The sequence below is a fragment of the Asanoa sp. NPDC049475 genome (assembly GCF_040676915.1).
In the GTDB taxonomy this organism is placed as follows: Bacteria; Actinomycetota; Actinomycetes; order Mycobacteriales; family Micromonosporaceae; genus Asanoa.
Window position 1 is genome coordinate 647,294 of record NZ_JBFAPY010000004.1, and the last position, 14,619, is coordinate 661,912.

At 73.1% G+C, this 14,619-nt stretch carries 17 protein-coding genes and 1 pseudogene; 10 read left to right on the plus strand and 8 right to left on the minus strand.

Annotated elements, in window-relative coordinates:
* Nucleotides 1–255: 255 nt before the first annotated feature.
* Nucleotides 256–423: pseudogene (locus AB0J88_RS18565) on the plus strand (alcohol dehydrogenase catalytic domain-containing protein); the annotation flags it as partial.
* Nucleotides 424–471: 48 nt separating this feature from the next.
* On the opposite strand, the gene AB0J88_RS18570 reads toward AB0J88_RS18565, so the two are convergent.
* On the minus strand, nt 472–762 hold the full coding sequence (locus tag AB0J88_RS18570) for a hypothetical protein (protein ID WP_364342837.1): 291 nt from the start codon (nt 760–762) through the stop codon (nt 472–474).
* 4 nt (nt 763–766) lie between these two features.
* Here AB0J88_RS18570 and AB0J88_RS18575 point away from each other — a divergent pair, with 4 nt between their 5' ends.
* A complete protein-coding gene (locus tag AB0J88_RS18575; protein ID WP_364342834.1) occupies nt 767–1,219 on the plus strand; it encodes a zinc-binding dehydrogenase in 453 nt (150 codons plus the stop codon).
* Here AB0J88_RS18575 and AB0J88_RS18580 read toward each other — a convergent pair.
* A complete protein-coding gene (locus AB0J88_RS18580; protein WP_364342831.1) occupies nt 1,216–1,506 on the minus strand; it encodes a helix-turn-helix transcriptional regulator in 291 nt (96 codons plus the stop codon). The genes AB0J88_RS18575 and AB0J88_RS18580 overlap by 4 nt on opposite strands.
* Nucleotides 1,507–1,786: 280 nt before the next feature.
* Between AB0J88_RS18580 and AB0J88_RS18585 the strand changes: the two genes are divergently transcribed.
* The 5 genes from AB0J88_RS18585 to AB0J88_RS18605 are packed head-to-tail and all read left to right on the plus strand — an operon-like array spanning nt 1,787 to nt 6,612.
* On the plus strand, nt 1,787–2,650 hold the full coding sequence (locus tag AB0J88_RS18585) for a hypothetical protein (protein ID WP_364342828.1): 864 nt from the start codon (nt 1,787–1,789) through the stop codon (nt 2,648–2,650).
* A 6-nt stretch (nt 2,651–2,656) separates the two neighbouring features.
* Nucleotides 2,657–3,859, plus strand: coding sequence for an MFS transporter (locus AB0J88_RS18590; protein ID WP_364342825.1), 1,203 nt, complete (start codon nt 2,657–2,659; stop codon nt 3,857–3,859).
* 8 nt (nt 3,860–3,867) lie between these two features.
* Nucleotides 3,868–4,881: a DUF695 domain-containing protein gene (locus AB0J88_RS18595; protein WP_364342822.1), complete on the plus strand. Its 1,014-nt coding sequence runs from the start codon at nt 3,868–3,870 to the stop codon at nt 4,879–4,881.
* A 50-nt stretch (nt 4,882–4,931) separates the two neighbouring features.
* Nucleotides 4,932–5,507, plus strand: a complete 576-nt coding sequence (locus tag AB0J88_RS18600; RefSeq protein ID WP_364342819.1) for a TIGR03086 family metal-binding protein — start codon at nt 4,932–4,934, stop codon at nt 5,505–5,507.
* A gap of 49 nt (nt 5,508–5,556) precedes the next feature.
* A complete protein-coding gene (locus AB0J88_RS18605) occupies nt 5,557–6,612 on the plus strand; it encodes a zinc-dependent alcohol dehydrogenase family protein (RefSeq protein ID WP_364342817.1) in 1,056 nt (351 codons plus the stop codon).
* Nucleotides 6,613–6,745: 133 nt separating this feature from the next.
* Here AB0J88_RS18605 and AB0J88_RS18610 read toward each other — a convergent pair whose 3' ends face one another.
* From AB0J88_RS18610 to AB0J88_RS18630, 5 genes are all read right to left on the minus strand, one after another.
* A complete protein-coding gene (locus AB0J88_RS18610) occupies nt 6,746–7,390 on the minus strand; it encodes a 50S ribosomal protein L11 methyltransferase (RefSeq protein ID WP_364342814.1) in 645 nt (214 codons plus the stop codon).
* A complete protein-coding gene (gene bioD / locus AB0J88_RS18615; RefSeq protein WP_364342812.1) occupies nt 7,390–8,127 on the minus strand; it encodes a dethiobiotin synthase in 738 nt (245 codons plus the stop codon). Before bioD ends, AB0J88_RS18610 begins: the two co-directional genes overlap by 1 nt.
* 34 nt (nt 8,128–8,161) lie before the next feature.
* Nucleotides 8,162–8,662: a GNAT family protein gene (locus AB0J88_RS18620; protein WP_364342809.1), complete on the minus strand. Its 501-nt coding sequence runs from the start codon at nt 8,660–8,662 to the stop codon at nt 8,162–8,164.
* Between the two features lie 416 nt (nt 8,663–9,078).
* Entirely contained in the window at nt 9,079–10,119 is a 1,041-nt protein-coding gene (locus tag AB0J88_RS18625; protein WP_364342806.1) for a GNAT family N-acetyltransferase, read from the minus strand.
* Between the two features lie 41 nt (nt 10,120–10,160).
* Nucleotides 10,161–10,868: an amino acid-binding protein gene (locus AB0J88_RS18630; RefSeq protein WP_364342803.1), complete on the minus strand. Its 708-nt coding sequence runs from the start codon at nt 10,866–10,868 to the stop codon at nt 10,161–10,163.
* A gap of 127 nt (nt 10,869–10,995) precedes the next feature.
* On the opposite strand from AB0J88_RS18630, the gene AB0J88_RS18635 reads away from it, so the two are divergent.
* Both AB0J88_RS18635 and AB0J88_RS18640 read left to right on the plus strand, forming a co-directional pair.
* Nucleotides 10,996–12,024, plus strand: coding sequence for a phosphotransferase family protein (locus tag AB0J88_RS18635; protein ID WP_364342800.1), 1,029 nt, complete (start codon nt 10,996–10,998; stop codon nt 12,022–12,024).
* Nucleotides 12,024–13,238, plus strand: coding sequence for an acyl-CoA dehydrogenase family protein (locus tag AB0J88_RS18640; protein ID WP_364342797.1), 1,215 nt, complete (start codon nt 12,024–12,026; stop codon nt 13,236–13,238). Before AB0J88_RS18635 ends, AB0J88_RS18640 begins: the two co-directional genes overlap by 1 nt.
* On the opposite strand, the gene AB0J88_RS18645 is transcribed toward AB0J88_RS18640, so the two are convergent.
* Nucleotides 13,231–13,959 (minus strand): glyoxalase, encoded by a 729-nt coding sequence (locus AB0J88_RS18645; RefSeq protein ID WP_364342794.1) that lies wholly within the window; start codon nt 13,957–13,959, stop codon nt 13,231–13,233. The genes AB0J88_RS18640 and AB0J88_RS18645 overlap by 8 nt on opposite strands.
* 63 nt (nt 13,960–14,022) lie before the next feature.
* Here AB0J88_RS18645 and AB0J88_RS18650 point away from each other — a divergent pair, with 63 nt between their 5' ends.
* Nucleotides 14,023–14,604: a GNAT family N-acetyltransferase gene (locus tag AB0J88_RS18650; protein ID WP_364342791.1), complete on the plus strand. Its 582-nt coding sequence runs from the start codon at nt 14,023–14,025 to the stop codon at nt 14,602–14,604.
* Nucleotides 14,605–14,619 lie beyond the last annotated feature (15 nt).

Here is a 14,619-nt window from a genome sequence, read left to right on the forward strand (position 1 = left end):
CGACCTGTTGACATGGAACGATGTCCTGCCTAGCGTCCACATGAAATGTCGTTCCATCCACTGGTGGTGGCCAATGCGTCGTAGTTGCCGACCGTGATCACGACCCGTGCGGCCGTCCTCGAGGAGAGCGGCCGACCAGGGCCTTACGCGCACAGCCGGCCGCTGACCGTCGGCGATCTCGAGTTGCGCCCGCCCGGCGCCGGCGAGGTGCTGGTCCGCGTCTCGGCAGCCGGCCTCTGCCACTCCGACCTGTCGGTGATCGACGGCTCCCGACCGCGCCCGCTGCCGATGGTGCTCGGCCACGAGGCCGCCGGCGTGGTGGTCGAGGTCGGCCCGGACGTACGCGGCGTGCGCGTCGACGACCACGTCGTGTTCGCGTTCGTGCCCGCTTGCGGCGGCTGCCCGCCGTGCCAGTCCGGGCGGCCGGCCCTGTGCGAGCCCGGCGCCGCGGCCAACACCGCCGGCACGCTGCTACGCGGCCGACGGCCGTTCCGGCGGGCCGGTCGCGAGGTGCACCACCATCTCGGCGTCTCCGCGTTCAGCGAGTACACCGTCGCGGCGGCGGAGTCGCTCGTACCGGTCGACCGCTCGCTGCCGCTGGAGCGGGCGGCGCTGTTCGGCTGTGCCCTGCTCACCGGCGTCGGCGCGGTCGTCAACACCGCACAGGCCCGGCCCGGCACCGCCGCGGCGGTGTTCGGCCTCGGGCGGCATCGGGCTCGCGGCGGTGATGGGCGCACGCGCCGCCGGTTGCCATCCGGTCATCGCCGTGGACCCGGTGACCGCCAAGCACCCCGTCGCCGTGGCCGCCGGCGCCTCCCACACGCTGACCGGCGGTCCGGACGTCGTCGACGCGGTACGCGACCTCACCCACGGTGGCGCCGAGGTCGCGGTCGAGGCGGTCGGCAGCGCCGCGGTGCTCGCCACGGCCTATGCGGCCACCCGACGTGGCGGCACCACGGTAACGGTCGGGCTGCCCGATCCCCGGCAAACCCTGTCGATCCCGGCGGTCTCCCTGGTGGCCGAGGAACGCACCCTGCGCGGGTCATATCTGGGCGGCGCCGTGCCCGGCCGGGACATCCCGCGGTACATCGCCCTCCACCAGGCCGGACTGCTGCCGGCCGACCTGCTGCTCGGTGGCCGGCTGAAGCTGGACGAGATCAACGCCGGCTTCGACACCCTCGCCGCAGCCACCACGACCCGACAGGTGGTGCTGTTCTAGTCCGGATCCCACCGGGTCGGATCGCGGGTCAGCCCGAGCAGGTAGGTGACCGAGCAGGTCAGGGCCGCGGCCAGGTCCGGCAGCTTGCCCAGGTCGAGCCGCCGGCCGTTCTCCATGGCGCTCACCGTGCGATTGGTGAGCGCGAGGCCTCGCCGGGCCAGCAGGTTCGCCAGATCGGACTGCGTCAGGTCGAGTTGGCGCCGGCGCTCACGGATCCGGCGGGCGCAGATCCACGCCCGCTCGGCGGTGCGGTCACTCGACAGGTCGTCGGGCGCACTCACAGCCATCGCCGCCTTCCACGAATGTTGGGGGCGAAGGCCTAGTTTTCGCGGCATCACGGAGTGCCGCAAGCGGTGACAGCGCTGGTCATCCATGCGGGTGAACGGCCGCGCGGACGACACGGAACAGCGGTCTTGAGCGGCAAGGGTCACCCGGCATATGCTGGCCGAAACGGTCGACATGATCGCTTTTGCCCGATGCCCGCCAGCACCACCGCACCGCCACGCGCTGCCCCGTGGGATCCGCCCGCTCCAGGCCCAGCCAAGAAGCCGAGGTGCAGCAGCGCTCATGGACATCGACGCGGCGCGAATCGTCGCCGACACCGTCCTCAGTGCCGGTCCCGTGCTCCGCCCCTACCGTGCGGCCAGCGATCGGGATCCCGGCCGGTGGCAGTTCGGCATGCTGATGCCGGCCGACCTCGCGGCCGGCGACGAGTCGCTGTCGGCCACCGCGCAGACCGAGTGCCTGGTCGAGGCCGAGTCCGGCGTACGGCTGCGGGTGCTCCTGCGGTTTCTCCAGGTGCGCCGCCGCACCGTCTACCGCTGGCTGCCCGACCGCGGGCGGTTCAAGCCGGTGGGCTCCCTCGGCGTCGACGGCAGCACGATCGCGTCCTGCGACGAGCCCGTCGAGCACGAGCTCCTCTTCGAGGTCGACGAGGCGACGCTGGGCGGCGCCGGGGCGCGGCACACGATCCGGGTGCCGGGCGGGTTCGACCGCACCGAGCTGCACGACGCCCACGGCGCCCTGGTCGGCCAGGTGGTCCGGCATCGCCGACCGCTGTGCGCGATGCTCAACGTCAGCGCGCAGCCGGTGCCGGCACCGCGCTCGGCGCTGCGGTTGCGGGTCTGGGTGGAGAACCGCACCCGGGCCGGCGCCGACGGCCACGAGGTCGCGCTGACCACGGCCCTGGTGGCCGGCCACCTGATCCTGTCGGTCGACAACGGTGCGTTCGTCTCCATGGTGGACCCGCCCGGCTGGGCGGCGGACGCGGCCGAGGACTGCGCGAACGTCGGCCTCTGGCCCGTGCTGGTCGGCCCGCCCGGCCGGCACGACACGCTGCTCGCCACCCCGCGGATCCTCCGCGACCACCCCGGCGACCTGCTGGACAGCGCCGTCGACGAGCTGCTGCACCTGCGTAACCTCGCCGGCTGAGCGAGCGTGGGTCACGCTCTTCGTCGCTACCGCGACCTGCTCCGCACCCCGGGTGTCGTCCGGATCGCCGTGCGGTCCCTGGTCGGCCGGCTGCCGATCGGCATGCTCACGCTGCTGTTCGTGCTGGTCGTCGCGAAAGGCACCGGCTCGTACGGCGCCGCCGGCCTGGCCACCGCCGCCAACTCGGCCCTGACCGCGCTGGTCGGCCCGGTGCTGGGCCGGCTGGCCGACCGTGGCCGGGCCGTGGGCGTCCTGGTCTGGTGCGGCCTCGCCCAGGCGGCGCTGCTGGTCGCGCTCGTGCTGGCGCTGCGGGCCGGCGCTCCCGCGTGGTCGGCGATCCTGCTGGCCGGGCTGGCCGGCGCGGTCAACCCGCCGATCGACCCGGTCACCCGGGCCGTGCTGCCCCGCATCGCGCCGAGACACGTCCACACGGCGTACGCGCTGGACGCCATCGCCGTCGAGCTGACCTATGTGGTCGGGCCGGCCCTGGTCGGCCTGATCACCGCGCTGGCCGACGCGTACGTGGCGACGCTCGTCGCGGCCGCCGTCACCGCGGCCGGCTCGATCGGCCTCGCCACCGCGCCACCGGTCCGTCGAGGCTGGCCCGCGCCACCGCCCGCGCGCCACCGGGTGAGCCCGGTGCGGTCGGCCGGGATGCTGGTGGTGCTCGTCGTCGCCGGGCTGGCCTCCGTCGCGTACGGCCTGATGGAGGTCGCGATCCCGGCCCACGCCGCCGTCGAGGGGCACGCCGACCAGGCCGGCCTGCTGGTGGCCGTGTGGAGCGCCGGCTCGATCGCCGGTGGGCTCTGGTACGCCGGCCGGACCTTCCGCACCCCGCCGTGGCGCCAGTACGGCATCCTCATGCTCGGCAACGTCGTCGGCTTCGGCGTCATCCTGCTCCAGCAGAACCTGTGGTCGCTCGCCGTGCTGCTGCTCTTCGCCGGGCTGTTCATCGCGCCGACCACCACGCTCGAGTTCACGCTGGTGGCCCAGCTGACCCCGGACGAGGCCCGCGCGGAGGCGTTCACCTGGGCCAACACCGCGGTCTACCTGGGCTTCGCGGCCGGCTCGGCGTTGGCCGGCACGGCGCTCTCGTCGGTGCTGGGCACGGCCGACGGCCTCCTGGTCACCGGCACCTGCGCGGTCGGGGTCGTCGCGCTCGGCGCCCTGATCGCTTGGGGGGCACGCGGCGCGCTCCGTACGCGATAAGGTCCGGCGTGATCTTCAAGCGACGGCCGAAAGTGGACGGCCAGGCGGCCGCGATCGCGGCGTTCTGGTCCTGGTGGGAGACCGCCCGCCCCGAGGTGGAGAAGGCGATCGCCGACGGCCGCTGGGACGGTGGCGTGGTCGACGACATCAACCGGCTCGTCTCGGCGATCGACGCCGGGCTGGGCTGGGAGTTCAGCGCCGGCACGACGTCGCGGCACCTGCTGGTGGTGACCTCCAACGCCGACCGGTCGCTGCGGGCCACCGCGGAGCGCTGGCGCCGCGCCGGTCCGGAGCCTGACGAGACCTTCGGGTACGCGTCCGCGCGCCAACCCAGCCCCGAGGCGCTGGAGGCCAAGCTTCAGTTCGACGGCCATACGCTCGACCTGACCGCGCTGCGGTTCGCCGCCGACGTCGCCGAGCACGCGGTCGACGTGCGGGTGTGGCACCCGGCGTTCGCCGACGTGTCCGAGGAGGGCCGGCTCCAGGTGGCGTTCCTGGCGCTCGACTGGCTGCTCGGCGAGGACGGCGTGGAGATCTGGCTCGGCTCGATCGACGTGACCACCGGCCCGGCGCCGACCCTGACCGCGGGCGACTTGGCCGACCTCGTGAACTCCCGGGCGGCCGAGCTGTCCGGGCAGTGGGCGCTGCTGCGCGGCCAGCGGCGGGGGCGACCGCTGATCGCCACCATCCAGGTGCCGCTGAAGGCCGCCCGGTGGCCGGCCGCCGACACCCACGTCGAGCTCGCGGTGCCGTTCCGGGACAGGACCGAGGCGGGTCTGCCGGGCGAGGGCTCGCTGGCCGCGCTGCACGAGCTCGAGGACCGGATCTTCGCGTACGCCGACGGCCCGGTCCTGGTCGCCCACGAGACCTCCGACGGCATCCGGACCTATCACCTGTACGCCGAGCGGCCGAACGCCGCCGACGTGCTGGAGCCGATCGTGTCGTCGTGGCGGGAAGGCAAGATCAAGTTGACGGTACGGGCCGACCCCACCTGGGAGCGCGTGCGCCACCTGAGTGCCTGAGTTCGCCGATCGGCGTACCCGACGCGGCGGCCGGCAGCAGAATCGGCCTCATGGAGCTCACCGCCGCGTACCAGCGGGCGCTGCGCGGGTTCGCCGACCAGGTGGCGCGGATCCGTCCCGACCAGTGGTCGGCGCCCACCCCGTGCACCGACTGGACCGTACGCGAACTGGTCAACCACCTGGTCTACGAGGACCGCTGGTCCGTGCCGCTGATCAACGGGGCCAGCCTGGGCTCGGTCGGCACCCAGTTCGAGGGCGACCTGCTCGGCGCCGACCCGGTGCGCGCCGCCCAGGATGCCTCGGCCGAGTCGGTGGCCGCGGTGCACGCCCCGGGTGCGATGTCGCGCACGGTGGAGCTGTCGTTCGGGGTGACACCGGCCGAGGAGTACGTGCGGCAACTGCTCGCCGACCACGTCGTCCACGGCTGGGACCTCGCCGCCGCGACCGGCCAGGACCGCGACCTGGACGACGAGCTGGTCCGCGAGGTGGCGGCCTGGTTCCCGGCGAACGAAGACGCCTACCGCGCGGGCGGCGCCATCGCCGAGCGGGTCGAGGTCGCCGGGGACGCGCCGGCGCAGGACAAGCTCATCGCCGCCTTCGGCCGCGACCCGAGGTGGAGCTCGTGAGGGAAGCCGACCGCTGAGGACGGCTCACCCAAGGGCGTAACCTGACCGCGTGCGCGCCGTGTACTACGAAGCCTTCGGGTCCCCGCCTCAGGTGTGCGAGGTCCCCGACCCCACCCCGCCGCCGGGCGGTGCGGTGATCAGCGTGTCGGTGACCGGCCTGTGCCGCAGCGACTGGCACGGCTGGCGCGGCCACGACCCCGACATCGTGACGCCGCACGTGCCGGGCCACGAGTTCACCGGCGTGATCACCGAGATCGGCACGGGCGTGACCCGCTGGCAGCCCGGCGACCGGGTCACGGTGCCGTTCATCTGCGCGTGCGGGCACTGCCCGAGCTGCCTGGCCGGCGACCAGCAGGTCTGCGAGAACCAGAGCCAGCCGGGCTTCACCCGCTGGGGTTCGTTCGCCGACCTGGTCGCGGTGGAGCACGCCGACGTCAACCTGGTGCGCCTGCCGGACACCGTCAGCGACGCCGCCGCGGTCAGCCTCGGCTGCCGCTTCGGCACCGCCTTCCGCGCGGTCGTCCACCAGGGACGGGTGGCACCCGGCGAATGGGTGGCGGTCCACGGCTGCGGCGGCGTGGGCCTCTCGGCCGTGATGGTCGCCGCGGCGGCGGGCGCGCGCGTGGTCGCCGTCGACATCTCACCGCGCGCCCTGGAGCTGGCGGCCGCGGCCGGCGCCGCCGAGCTGGTCGACGCCTCGGCCATCACGGGCGGCCCGGCCGACGTGGCGGCAGCCGTCCGCGACCGCACCGGCGGCGGCGCACACCTGTCACTCGACGCCCTCGGCTCGTCGGTCACCTGCGTCACCTCGATCGAGTGCCTGCGCCGCCGGGGCCGCCACGTCCAGGTGGGGTTGCTGCCGGCGGTAACCGGGCGCCCGGCGCTGCCGATGGACCGGGTGATCGCCTACGAGCTGGAGCTGATCGGCAGCCACGGCATGCCGGCACACGCGTACCCGGAGATGCTCCGCCTCATCGAAGCCGGCACCCTGCGCCCGGACGAGCTCGTCACGGACAATTTGACCCTCGACGAGGCCCCCGCCGCGCTCATGTCCATGGTCCGTGCCCCGGTCAACGGCATTCGCCTCATCAGACCCTCGTCATAACCGATCATCACTCGGGTTCGCGGTGGTCCGGACCGTTCCTCCCGCGAGGGACCGCTCCGCTGCGCTCCGCTTGCCAGGTCCGTCGTTGGTCAGCCCCGGGCGCGCCGCGCCCAACACGCGGCGGCCGCCGCCATCAGGGCAGGCGCCAGACCGACGTCTGCTTCTTCGTCACGCTCTCCAGGGCCATCGTCGTCGGCACTTCGTAGGTGGCGACCTCCGTGCCGGCCGAACCCGGGCGGAAGGCTCGGCCTGGGTCACCCGCGTAGGCGTCCGCGCCGGCCTTGCGTGCGCGGCGGAGGAAGCCGAACATCCGCGTGGCGAACGCCTGGCTGTAGAAGACGTCGCCGGCCAGGACCACGTCGGCGTCGGCCGGGCCGTCGAGGATGTCGGCGAGGTCGGCCTTCACCGTCACCCCGTTGGCGGCCGCGTTGACGCCGACCGCGGCGATCGACAGCGGGTCGATGTCGACGGCCCGCACGGACGCGGCGCCGGCCTTGGCCGCGGCGATGCCGACCAGGCCCGAGCCGCAGGCCACGTCCAGCACGCGGCGGCCGGCGACCACCGACGGGTTGTCCAGCACGTAGCGGGCCAGCCCCTGGCCACCGGCCCAGGCGAAGGCCCAGAACGGCGGCGGCTGTTCGCTGCGGAACTCGCCCTCGGTCAGCTCCCAGAGCCCGATCGGCTCGTCGGCCTGGTGCAGCACGATCTCCGGGGTCAGCGGCACCGGTGCCAGCCGGGCGTGCAACCGTACGAACGCGTCGGCGAGGTCGGTGGTCATCAGTCGATGTTCTCCGCCCAGGCGCGCCAGTCGTCGAGCACCCCGTGCAGGGTCGGGGTGAGCCAGCCGGGCGCGGATCGGCCGAACACCCCCGGTTCCATCGAGCCTGCGCCCTCGGGCAGCACGCCCACGAGGTTGTCGACCAGGTCGGTCAGGTTGGACCAGTGGGCGAGCTCCGGCTCGGCCGGCCAGGCTCCGAGCACCACGCCGGCCGTCACCGCCCGCCGGGACAGCGCCTCCAGGGTGAGCGCGATGTGGTTGAGGGTGCCCGAGCCGGCGCGGGCCACCACGACGGCCGGCGCGTCCAGGGACACGGCGAGATCGGCCATGGTCCACGGTTCGCCGGACGGGCGCAGCCCCATCGGCACCAGCAACCCGCCGGCGCCGTCGACCAGGACCACGTCGTGCTTCGACGCCTCCTCGCGGACCGCGTCGACCACGGTGTAGAGCTCGAGCGGCTCCTCCTGCGCGATTCGGGCCGCGGTCAGCGGCGCCAGCGGCTCGGGGTAGGACGCCAGCGAGCGGGCGGTCGCCGGTGCCGCCAGCAGCCGGACCATGTCCACGTCGGACGGTTGACCCGCCGCAGCCCCGGTCTGGCTGGGCTTGATCACGGCCACCCGTAGCCCGGCGGACTGCGCGGCCACGGCGACCGCCGCGGTCAGGACGGTCTTGCCCACCCCGCTGTCGGTGCCGGTGACCAGAACCGGGCCGGTCCACGCGTCGCTCACGCCGCGCACTTCACCACAACTCGCCAGGCCCGGTCAAAACGTCTCAGTCGATCAGGTCGTCGTGCAGCAGGTCGAGGAGCAAACCGTCGTGGAACGTGCCGTCGGGACCCCGCTCGTATCGGCGCAACACACCGACCCGCCGGAAGCCCACCTTCTCGTACGCCCGGATCGCGGCCGCGTTGGCGGCGGCGGGGTCGATCACCAGGCGGTGGTGGCCGACGGTGCGGATGAGGTGCTTGGCCATGGTGCGGACCGCGTCGGTGCCGATCCCCCGCCCGTACGACGACGGCTCGAGGTAGATGTCCATGCCGGCGTGCCGGTACATGGGGTCCTCCTCCTCGTAGGTCTGCACGGCCCCGACCATGCGGCCGTCGACCTCGATGACAAAGGTCCGGTCGAGGTCTTCGGCCACCGCCGCCGGATAGTCCTCCTCGTCGCCCCACCAGCGGGTCACCTCGGGAGCCGACCGGATCACAGCGAGCGGTGCGATATCGGCGTCGGTCGCCGGACGGAGAAGCACCAGCGCACCGGTCAACGTCGTCATTCTTGAAAGGCTATCGCTGGCGGAATGGTGGAACGAGACAGTTTTCCCTCCCGCAACAGGACCATCACAAGGGCCGACGCGGCGGTCGTCACCACACGGTGGTACCAGCGCCTTTGGCCTTTCGGCCGGGACGCATAGGTGTTATCGGGCATTAAACTCAACGCTGTCCGTGGAGCCGCGCGCGACTACGCGCAGCGGAGGACACGAGGGGGCGGATGTGGGCGCATCCGCCCCCTTTTTTCGCGCCCAAGACCTGAAAGACCGCAAATACCTGCGGGCGCGACGCCGAACCGGCATCGCGCCCGCGAGGAAGGGCCCCTTCCCGCCGTCCCACGGGAAGGGACCCGGACCCATCCCCTACCCCCGGCGAATCCGGTCCCGCATCAGGACCGACCCCGTCGGAGCATCTCTCGGCGTCAGGCGGACGCCGAAGTTCCGTGTCGCAAGGGCACTGTCGTGCTCGCGACCGCACCGTCGCGCCGCACCGGCGCCGGGTGGCCGAGCCGCCGCAGCGTGCGTTCCATGGCCACGTTGTCGGCGGTCGTGTGGGCCAGCACCGCCGCGCAGCCGAGCCGCTCGGCGTGGGCCAGCGCCCGCCGCACCAGCGCCGTGCCGACGCCCCTGCGCTGCCACCCGTCCTCGACGACCACTGACAGCTCCGCCAGGGAGCCTTCCACGACCAGGTTGGCCATCGCGACGACGGGATCCCCGGAGGTGACCCCCGGCACGACCGCCAGCAGGGTACGCACGCGGCTCTGATCGAGCAGCCGGCCCAGCTGAGCCGGGCCGGGCACGCCGTCGCCGGTCAGGTAGCGGTGCCGTCTCGTGCCCGCCGAGCAGCGCTCGTGCATCGCCATGAGGGCCGGCAGGTCGTCCGGCGTCGCCGGTCGCAGCGCGAGCTCCACGCCGTCGGGCAGGAGCAGCGTGGCGGAGTCGGCCGACGGCGCCGCGGCGGCGGCCACCTCGACCAGCGCCTGGGCACGCGCGTACTCGGCCGGGGTGAAGTCGGGTTCCGCCCTGACCACGTCGTAGCGGCCGCCGGTCGGGTCCGGCAGCACCATCGCGTCGGCCCGCATGCCGGCCCGGCTCGGCCCGGCCGGCCGCCAGGTGACCTCGTCGGCGTTCAGCAAGGTGCGGAGGGCGTCACCGAGCGCGTCCGGGTCGCGGACCAGCCGGGCCGCGAGGCCCAGCGCCCGGGTCGGCTGGTCGGCCAGGCCCTGCGCCTCGGCCGGCGCGATCCAGGCGTCCCGGCCCCGGCCGCGCTCGACGGCGGCGCGCAGGTCGGCCTCGGTCATCACGTGCGGAGCGTCCACCAGGAACTCGTCGACCGCACCGGCCTCGGTAGTGTGCACCTGCACGGCGAGGATGTTGACCGCCTTGAGCGCGAGGCTCGCGGTCAGCACGGAAAGAAAGCCCGGACGGTCGTCGACCGTCGCGCGGATCCGCCAAAGTGTCATGCCGTCCTCCTTACGTATTCGAGGTCAGTCCGCGGAGCGGCTCACGCCGCCGGAACCGGCGGGGCGCTGACGAGGTCGAGCCGGTCGCCGAGGATGACGGCGGCGGCCCGGACGATCTGGGCCAGGCGGTCGACCTCGCTGATGTGGAACGCGGCGGCGGGCAGCTCCTCACCGGCACCGCGGGCGGCCACCAGCACCAGGCCGGCCCGGCCGAACGGCGCGGCCACGTACCGCATGCCCTGGGGTCCTTCCAACGGACGCGCCCGCAGCGGAGTGACCTCCGGCAGTGGCGGCGGCTCCGGCGCCCGCCAGCTCGCGCAGGCGACCGCCGGGGCCGCACCCGGAGCCGAACCGGCCCGGGCCGCCCAGTCGGCGGGCACCACCACGGCGGCCGCCCAGTCCGCGGCCAGCAACCCCGGCACGGCGTCGACCAGGGTGGCCAGGCCGTCGGACGGGTTGGCGGCGAGTTGGCCGAGCAGCTCGGCGTCGTGGCCGCTGGTGGTGGGCGCGCCGATCGCCCGCCAGATGCCGTCGACGTGCACGCCCGGGATCGCACCGAGCCCGGCCCGCAGCCGCTCCAGCCGGTTGCTGCCCGGCCATACGACGGTGAAGTCGTCGACGGCGCGGCCACCCATCCGTTCCAGCACGACGACCTGGACGATGTCGGCACCGGAGACGCCGAGAGTGCGCGCCACCTGACCGAGCGCCCCGGGCCGGTCGGGAAGGGTCACCCGCAACCGCAACAACATCCCCGTCTCCCTCGCTCGCGTTGGAAGCAAGACTGCCGGCTGACCATTTCGTCCCTGTTGCCGAGCCATGTCCCGGCAGATACAACCTCGGCTTGACACCGTGAACGGCGTGCCCTCAACTGTTCAGATGACCTCGGAGGGGCCGGCTGGGCTCGATCTGCGTAGTCTGTCCGGCTACCTGGGCGCCCCGGTGTCAGCGACGCTGATCCCCGGTGGCCGGTCGAACTTGACCTATCACGTGGTGGCGGCGGGCGAAGACCTCGTGCTGCGCCGCCCACCGCTCGGCCACGTGCTGGCCACCGCGCACGATATGGGCCGCGAGTTCCGGGTCATCTCCGCGCTGGCGTCGACGCCGGTGCCCGTACCCGAGACGATCCGCTTCTGTCCTGACGAGACGGTGATCGGCGCGCCGTTCTATCTGATGCGCCGCGTCGACGGCGCGGTCTTCCGCAGCCACACGCAGACCGACCCGCTGGGCGCGGACCGCCGCCGCGACCTCGCGTTCGCCATGATGGACACCCTCGCCGCGCTGCACACCGTCAAGCCCGACGAGGTCGGGCTCGGCGACTTCGGCCGCCCCGAGGGCTTCCTCGCCCGGCAGGTGCGGCGGTGGAGCGGGCAGCTCGACAAGTCCCGCAGCCGCCCCCTGCCCGAGGTCGACGCGCTGCGCGACAAGCTGGCAGCGAGCATCCCCCACCCGGTCGGGCCGGGCGCGATCGTGCACGGCGACTACCGGCTCGACAACCTGATCGTCGCGCCGGACGGCAGCGCCATCCGCGCGGTGCTCGACTGGGAGATGGCCACGCTCGGCGACCCGCTGACCGACCTGGGCCTGCTGCTGACCTATTGGGACGTGCTCGGCGGTCCGGCCACGGCCGGCGCGGCGGGCGTCGTCTCCGACGGGATCGGCCCACGCGCGGGCTTCCCCAAGGGCGCCGAGCTGATCGACCGGTACGGGGCTGCCGGCGGCGTCGACGTCGGCCCACTCGATTGGCACGTGGCGCTCGGCTGCTTCAAGCTGGCCGTGATCGCCGAAGGGATCTACTACCGGTTCACACTCGGCCAGACCGTTGGCGAGGGCTTCGAGCGGTTCGCCGACATGGCCGCTCCGCTCACCGCGCACGGGCTCGCCGCACTCGCATCCGTGGAGGGCTGATGGACTTCGGGTTCGATCAACGTACCGGCGAACTGCACGAGGCGGTCAACGACTTCCTGATCGAGCACGTCTACCCGGCCGAGCCGGTGTTCACGGTGCAGATGGAACAGGCCACCAACCCGTGGACGCGGCCGCCGGTGATCGACGAGCTCAAGGCGGAGGCCCGCCGGCGCGGCCTGTGGAACCTGTTCCTCCCCGGGGAGCGGGGCGCCGGCCTGACAAACCTCCAGTACGCGCCGTTGGCCGAGCTCCTCGGCCGCAGCCCGCACCTGGCGCCGGAGGCGCTCAACTGCGCGGCGCCCGACACCGGCAACATGGAGCTGCTGGCCGAGTTCGGCTCGCCGGAGCAGCAGGCGCGCTGGCTCAGCCCGCTGCTGGAAGGCACGATCCGGTCCGCGTTCTGCATGACCGAGCCCGACGTCGCCTCGTCCGACGCGACCAACATCGCCACGACCATCCGCCGCGACGGCGACTCGTACGTGATCGACGGCCGCAAGTGGTGGTCGTCGGGCGCGATGGACCCCCGCTGCGAGATCTTCATCGTGATGGGCAAGACGGATCCGTCGGCCGAGCGCCACAAGCAGCAGAGCATGATCCTCGTGCCCCGTGACACCCCCGGCGTGACGGTGCACCGCGGCATGACGGTGTTCGGCTTCACCGACGGCTCGCACGGCGGCCATGCGGAGATCTCGTTCGAGGGGGTACGCGTACCCGCCGACAACCTGATCGCGACCGAGGGTGACGGCTTCGGCATCGCCCAGGCGCGGCTCGGCCCGGGCCGGATCCACCACTGCATGCGGCTGATCGGCATGGCGGAGCGCGCCCTCGAGCTGTTGTGCTCGCGGGTGGCGTCGCGCGCGGCGTTCGGCAAGCCGCTGGCCGAGCAGGGCGTGGTGCGCGACTGGATCGCCGAGTCCCGGGTGCGCATCGAGCAGGCCCGGTTGCTCGTGCTCAAGACCGCCTGGCTGATGGACACGGTCGGCAACAAGGGCGCGCACACCGAGATCCAGGCGATCAAGATCGCGACGCCGTCGATGGCCGAGTGGGTGATCGACAAGGCGATCCAGGCGCACGGCGCGGCCGGCGTCAGCCAGGACACCCCGCTGGCGGCGCTCTGGACCTCGGCCCGCACGCTCCGCCTAGCGGACGGCCCGGACGAGGTGCACCGCGCCTCCCTGGCGCGCCGCGAGCTGCGCAAGTGGTCGCTTAACTGAGCCACCCGTCGAGCAGCGTGGGGTCGGCGACGGCCGACCTCACGCTTTCTCTCTCCGCCGGGCTCAGGTCGAGCTCGCGCAGCCGCCCGCCCCATCGGGCCACCGGCTCGTCCAGCGCCGTCGACAGCTCGACGAGCTGAGCCAGCGCCGTCGCCCGATCGAGGATCGACGCGGCCTCGCCGTGGCGGCGCAGCCCGGAGTTCAGCGCCCGGTACGCGGCGTTGTCGTCGTCCTTGAACTCACGCAGGATCCGCGCGTTGTCCAGCACCCGGGCGAGCCCAGTCAGCGACCTGTCGCCCCCGTACTCGAGCTCCGCCGGCTCGTCCCGTTGGATGAAGACGATCGAGTTGCCGGACGGATCCATGACGGTGAACCGCGAGGCGCCGGCCCGATACCGGGTGATCCGCGGCAGTCCCTTGGCGAGCACCTTGCCGTGCTCCCGGCGCATGGCCGCGGTGAGCTCCGCGTGGTAGGGCGCGACCTCGTCGACCATCACCAGCGCGCCGCCCGTGGTCTCCTCCGCCGGATCGACCCCGCTGGCCGCGCGCCCGTAGTGCAGCTCGAAGCCGCGCCACCGGAAGGCCAGATAGAGGTAAGGCTTGTGCTGCTCCCAGATCGTCTCGAAGCCGAGGCCGCGCCAGAACGCGAGCGTCTCCTGCGGCGCGAGGCAGGGCAGCAACGGAACGGTGGTCTCGTTGGCCGGAACGCTTTCGTCAAGCATCGGCAGCAGTCTGCCAGGTTTTACCTGGATGCGAGCCCGGCTCGGGCTTGGCACCATGGCGTGGTGCTGGATGAACCGAAGCTCGAGCTGCACCCGACCTACCCCGTCCGGACCGAGCGCCTGCTGCTGCGCCCCCTGACCGCCGCCGACACGGATGCCCTGCTGGCCTACCGGAGCCTGCCGGACGTCTGCCGCTACGTGCCGTTCGAGCCGATGGACCGCGAGGTGATCGCCGACCGGCTGGCCGGGATGTGGGCCGTCACCTCCCTGACCGACGAGGGCCAGGCGCTGACCCTGGGCGCGGAACTGGCCGAGACCGGCCAACTCGTGGGCGACGTCGTCCTGTTCTTCCACAGCCGCACGCACCGCCGCGGCGAGCTCGGCTACGTGGTCAACCCCGAGTTCGAGGGCAAGGGGTACGCGACGGAAGCCTCCCGCGCCGTACTGCGGCTGGCCTTCGAAGACCTCGGCCTGCACCGCGTCATCGGCCGCATCGACGAACGCAACGAGCCGTCAGCCAAGGTCCTGCGCCGCCTGGGCATGCGCCAGGAGGCCCGCCTGGTGCAGAACGAATGGTTCAAGGGCGAGTGGACCACAGAGGTCGACTTCGCCATGCTGGCCGAGGAGTGGCGAGCCCAGGGTTGACCTCGGGACGTCGAC